Below are 5,575 nucleotides of genomic sequence, written 5' to 3'. Positions count from 1 at the left end.
GTTTTAAATATGGCGCAGCGGACGGGACTCGAACCCGCGACCCCCGGCGTGACAGGCCGGTATTCTAACCAACTGAACTACCGCTGCTTAGGTCATCTTTAGCGTTTTTACCTTTATGAAGAGGTCCACTTCGCTAAAATAGTGGTGGGTGATGACGGATTCGAACCGCCGACATTCTGCGTGTAAGGCAGACGCTCTACCAACTGAGCTAATCACCCTTCGAACAATTGCTAGGCAATTTATTCAACATCAACCGAGCTCTAAGTTTGTCACTAAGCTCTGCTGCTGTGGGTGTGTATTATATAGATTTACACATGGCTGTCAAACACTATTTCATATTTTTTATAAAATGATTGTTAAAAAGGCTTTTGAGAGTATGGATAAATGCTATGTTAATTCATATTACAGCCCATATGACAACTACCTAGTCAACTAATAGTTATCTATTGCATGGCGGATAAAAGCCTCTATACTTGATTGCTTATATTTGATTATATTCTGCTATTAAAGGTTGGAGGCGAAAACAATAGACTCTTTATCTACTACTGAGCAGCAAGTGGCAGCATGGTCATGGACAGACTTTGCTGGGCTTGGTCTGGTCTTTCATATTATTTTGATGATCGTGATGACCTTGCGCATTGTTTCGGTACAGCGCAACATTGGGGTAGCGATTGCGTGGATAGCGGTTTTGTTTACCTTACCTGTATTTGGCTTGATTGCCTATTTGCTTGTCGGTGAGCCTATGATAGGTCGGCGTTATCGTCAGCGCATGGATCAGGCGCGGCTATTGATGAATGAGATGGCACAGCGCGAGCGCTTGATATTTGATGAAGGGCAAGAGGTGCTGCCAACCCATTATCGCGGAGTCAGCCATATTGGTACACGCTGGACAGGGTTTGGGGTTTTCTCAGACCATGATATGCAGCTGTTGACGCATGTTAATATTATCTTTAAGCGTATGATTGATGACATCGATGCCGCTCAGCGCAGTATTTTGATGGAGTTTTATATTATTTACCCTAAGGGGCAAGTATTGGATATCATAGAGGCGTTGATGGCAGCGGCTCAGCGCGGGGTTGAATGCCATATTCTGATTGATAGTGTGGGTAGTTTTAGCTTTTTTAATAGTAAAACGCATCGAAAATTAGAAAAAGCAGGCGTTTTTGTCCATCAATCATTGCCAGTGGGTTTATTTAAAACGTTATTTAAGCGCTCAGATTTGCGTAATCATCGAAAAATCGTGGTCATTGATGAGTATATCGGTTATATCGGTAGCTTTAATTTGGTCGACCCTAAGTTTTTTAAGCAGGATAAAGACGTCGGTGAGTGGATTGATGTGGCGATACGCAGTGTCAGTGATAACGACATCAGTATTGCTACTGCGATGGCAAAAGTAGTGGCAACTGATATTGGTGCGGAAAATAGCGACAATCTAGACGCGCTGCATCAACGAGTCAATAGCTATACGCGTAAGCTGTATGTGCGCCATCCGACGATAAATGATCTTAATAGTCGCATCAAAGTATTGGATGACACGCGAGAGAGTGTAGAAGCGCCTTGTACTGGGGCGATGTCTAGCGTGATTCCGCAAATGCCGGTGGTAAAAGGGGTGGTCGCACAGCTGATTCCTTCAGCGCCGCAAGTGACCGCTCATGTCATTTATAATACTTTGGTGACGGTTTTGCATCGCGCCAACCACTGTATCAGTATCACAACGCCATACTTTGTGCCAGATGAAGCTTTGTCAGGAGCATTGGTAACGGCTGCCAAGCGCGGCGTCAAAGTTACGCTGATTATTCCTGAAAAGGTAGATTCCTTTTTAGTTCAGCATGCGTCGCAAGCCTATTATCAAGAGCTGTTAGAGGCGGGCGTGATCATTGCCTTATTTAAGGGTGGTTTACTGCATGCCAAAACGGTCGTTATTGACGATGATTATTGTCTATTTGGGACTGTTAATATCGATATGCGCAGTTTTTATTTGAATATGGAGGTCAGTTTGGCTATTTATACACCTGAAATGGTTGCCCAAATTGCTGCTTGCCAAGAGTCTTATCTACAAAGCTGTCATTTTTTAGGCTTAGATGAGTGGCAACAGCGTCATAAGACTGAGCGATTGTTTGATAATGTGATACGTTTGTTTAGTCCATTATTGTAGCGCTGCCTTTTTTAAGTTAAGGTAAGTAACATCTTTTGTATGATTGCCTTTACCGAATCGCCTCTGTTATCGATCTAGTTTTTTAAAGGATAAGCGCTCCTTATGTCTGCAACGCCCTTAACGCCCCTTGATTATATTGCAGCAGGCTATTGGCAAGATTTTTTAGCAAGGCGTGCTGTCGCAGGCGGTATCGCTTACGAAGTGGATTTGCATCACTGTGGTTTGGATGAATCGCTGGCAAGCTTGCAGCGTATAGATACGTTACTGTCGCAGATACGCCGTGATATGGTCAAAGCAGGCATTTGGGATGAAGTAACGTTATTAAAAAACGAGCGCTATCGTAATTTTATGGTGTTTTTGGCATTTTATGCTGGCAGGGTATTGGCGCGGCAATGGCACCAACCGCCGCGTTGGTTTGGTCAGTTTGAGTTAGATGCTCGCTATCCTGAATTAGCGCTGATAAACGATGATTTTTATCAGCATATGGCGATGTTTTATGGCGCTGATACTGATATTAATGCCAAAAATAGTAGTGATAAAGGTAATATCCCGCTTTTCTTTGCTTTAGAACCGATAGGGATGCGTTTATTTGGTCATATCGACCGAGCGTTTAAATCGGCGCAAGGTGCACAAGTTGCTAGTGGCTTATATCAAGCCGTTAGTGACAGATTGCCAAAAGCTGAGAATCATCTGCCTCAATTAGCTGATGCAACCATAGCAGGTCATGTAAACGCTGAAGTAAGAGATAAACCAAACAATCAAATAGCCAATGAAAAGGCAGTTATTGATAAAGTAAATCTTGAAAGTAGCAGCGAAACTCTTTATGCAGATAGTAAATCTGCTATAGATATGCCTACAACTCAGCTATCAAATGACAAAGTAGATAATATATCGTCTACAGCAGCTACTGCAAACGCACCAACCCCATTAGTAGAAAATATAGAAATCGTAAACGCAGCGGTAGCACCTATAGAAGCAGTAAAGATCACGTCAGTAGCAAGGCCTATAGTGAAAAAACCGGCTACACTAGAGATGTTTAGCCAGCTATTAACAGAGCTACATGAGATAGAAGTAATACAGACCGCGGGTGAGACTGAATATGAACAGACGTACAAGATTTTAGATCAGTTTGAGCGCCATATTGCAAAGCAAGAGAAGCCACGCGAGCAAGTTGCCTTTTCAGAGGCGCACTTGCAAGCAAAGCAGCAAGCCCTGCTAAGATTAAAAAACGCTGCAAATGTAGGCAATAGCGCTGCGATGCTGCGCTTGGCCATGTATGAGCTGCTTGGTGAAGGTTTGATAGCAAAAGAAGGCGCAGATAAAGTCGCTGGTATAGAGGCTGGGGTTGAATGGGTGAAGCAAGCGGCGAGCAAAAATGACAGTCGAGCCCAGCGATTACTGAGTAAAATGTATTACCAAGGCGTAGGGGTGACGCAAGACCTTGAGATCGGCAAATATTGGCTCGAACAAGCGGCAGAAAACGGTCACATAGAAGCGGCAAGCTTAGTCGGTCAGTGGCAACAAGCGCAGGCGTTAATCAGCACCCAAAAGCAAGAACAGCACAGTCTTAAGCGCTATCAGCTACTGTTTGCAGTGATTATCGTTATAGCCTTACTTATTATTATTTTGGTCTAACAACCGATTGCCAAAATGCTTGAATTTAAAAGCGTATTGTTTGGCAATAAATTCAGGTAGAATTGGTGCGCTTTTTATGCGCGACTCCTATTATCTGCTCCATTAATTATCTGGGCTTTTGCATGCCATCTTTTGATACCACAAAAAATATTTCTAATAACGCCTTACCTATGCAAAGCCGAGCGGCATATAAGCCGCCTGTTTATTATCAGCTGACCATTGGCTTACTAAAGCCGCTATATCGACTACAGGTATGGCGTCGCTCGCATAAGCATGATAATTATCAGCAGGAAGTTGAGCAGCGTTTTGGTAAGCGTTATCCTGCAGCGCCTATAAGCACAGAAACGTATATGCCAGCTGCGGATTTAAACATCAGCATCAATACTAATAAGCAAAATAAAACAATCTGGTGCCATGCGGTCTCTTTAGGTGAGACCAATACCGTTGCGCCGTTATTAGATGCGCTATTGGATCGTGGTTATCGGATATGGCTGACTAATACTACTCAGACTGGTTTTGCGCGTGGTGCTAGTCGATTTGCAGAAGACATTGCGCAGGGTCGATTGAGTCATAGTTATGTACCGGTTGATAGTCCAGCGGTGATTGAAAGGTTTTTAAATCATGTACAACCTGTCGCTGCTTTATTTGTAGAAACGGAACTATGGGCAAATATCTTAACCAAATTATCTGAGCATCATATCCCGAGTATCTTGGTGAATGGGCGACTGTCTGCATCCTCTTTTAAAAGCTATCAAAAGATTGGCGCAGTCAGTACCAGTATGATGAAAAATTTGAGTTTAATCATTGCGCAAGATAATGATTCCGCCAAACGCTTTCGGCAATTGGGCGCTCATAGTGCCCAAATCCGTGTGGCAGGTTCGCTAAAATGGGTCATTAATACGCCTAAGCTTAATGACAAAGTCGCTGATATAGATGGCGATATGACTCATAAGCTTACGGATATAGAAGCACGCACGAGTGATATCGCCGCAGATTTAGGTGTGATTAATCGCCCAATTTGGGTGGCAGCAAGCACTCATAGTGGTGAAGAAGATACGGTACTGTCATGGCAGCAGCAATTACTGTCAAACCCTGCATTATCAGACGTACTACTTATTATCGTCCCACGCCATCCAGAACGTTTTGATGAAGTGGCAGCGCTGATTCAAAATTCAGGTTTGACTATGGCACGGCGCAGTGCAGCAGAAGCTATTGATATAAACACTCAAGTTTATCTGGCGGATAGCATGGGTGAGTTGATGAATTGGTATATGCTTGCTGATGTGGCATTGGTAGGCGGCTCATTGGTCGAGGTTGGCGGACATAATCCGGTTGAGCCAGCAAGTGTGGCGACACCGGTTTTAATGGGCATTTATACTCAATCTTGTCAAAGTGTCGTGGATAAATTAGCAAGCGTAGGGGCGTTATATCAGCCCCAAAACCCTTTTTATCAGGCGATTAATCATACTAAGCAAGAGCACGAAAACCCACAATCTGTCAATGATGAGACACTGATTTATCAACAACTGAAATATTGGCTGAGTCATTTAACGTTGGCTAAGCAGGCAGGACAAGCTGGCGCGCAGATGACTAAGCAGCAGCAAGCCGTATTAAGTCGTCAGTTAATGATGATAGAAAAGGTTATCGAGAAGCATGCTATGCAAAACATTAGCCAATATTTAAAATCAGAGCCACTATGAACTGTATCTTATTACCGGCTGCAAACTTCTCTAATGAATCTGCACATATCAATGCAGCGGCGCAAATTGAACATGTTAATCAAGT

The 5,575-nt window shown here is 43.4% G+C and carries 3 protein-coding genes and 2 tRNA genes; 3 read left to right on the top strand and 2 right to left on the bottom strand.

Annotation, left to right across the window (positions count from 1 at the left end; translation table 11 throughout):
- Nucleotides 1-10: 10 nt before the first annotated feature.
- A tRNA-Asp gene (locus tag VLN09_RS01875) sits at nucleotides 11-87 on the bottom strand.
- A 55-nt stretch (nucleotides 88-142) separates the two neighbouring features.
- Nucleotides 143-218 (bottom strand) — tRNA-Val (locus tag VLN09_RS01870).
- Between the two features lie 293 nt (nucleotides 219-511).
- Here VLN09_RS01870 and VLN09_RS01865 point away from each other — a divergent pair.
- The 3 genes from VLN09_RS01865 to VLN09_RS01855 all read left to right on the top strand — a co-directional run bounded on the left by VLN09_RS01865 (nucleotide 512) and on the right by VLN09_RS01855 (nucleotide 5,490).
- Nucleotides 512-2,155 (top strand): cardiolipin synthase, encoded by a 1,644-nt coding sequence (locus tag VLN09_RS01865; RefSeq protein ID WP_325243520.1) that lies wholly within the window; start codon nucleotides 512-514, stop codon nucleotides 2,153-2,155.
- 102 nt (nucleotides 2,156-2,257) lie between these two features.
- The gene (locus VLN09_RS01860) at nucleotides 2,258-3,790 is read left to right on the top strand and encodes a tetratricopeptide repeat protein (protein WP_325243518.1); all 1,533 of its coding nucleotides are present in this window, start codon (nucleotides 2,258-2,260) and stop codon (nucleotides 3,788-3,790) included.
- 122 nt (nucleotides 3,791-3,912) lie between these two features.
- On the top strand, nucleotides 3,913-5,490 hold the full coding sequence (locus VLN09_RS01855) for a 3-deoxy-D-manno-octulosonic acid transferase (protein ID WP_325243516.1): 1,578 nt from the start codon (nucleotides 3,913-3,915) through the stop codon (nucleotides 5,488-5,490).
- The last annotated feature ends 85 nt before the right edge of the window (nucleotides 5,491-5,575 follow it).

This window comes from Psychrobacter sp. (genome assembly GCF_035469765.1).
Lineage (GTDB): Bacteria > Pseudomonadota > Gammaproteobacteria > Pseudomonadales > Moraxellaceae > Psychrobacter.
This window is presented reverse-complemented; position numbering and strand designations above follow the sequence as displayed.

Excerpts from the sequence above, each read along its gene's own strand:
- VLN09_RS01860 (WP_325243518.1), top strand. The coding sequence starts at position 2,258 with ATGTCTGCAACGCCCTTAACGCCCCTTGATTATATTGCAGCAGGCTAT.
- VLN09_RS01855 (WP_325243516.1), top strand. The coding sequence starts at position 3,913 with ATGCCATCTTTTGATACCACAAAAAATATTTCTAATAACGCCTTACCT.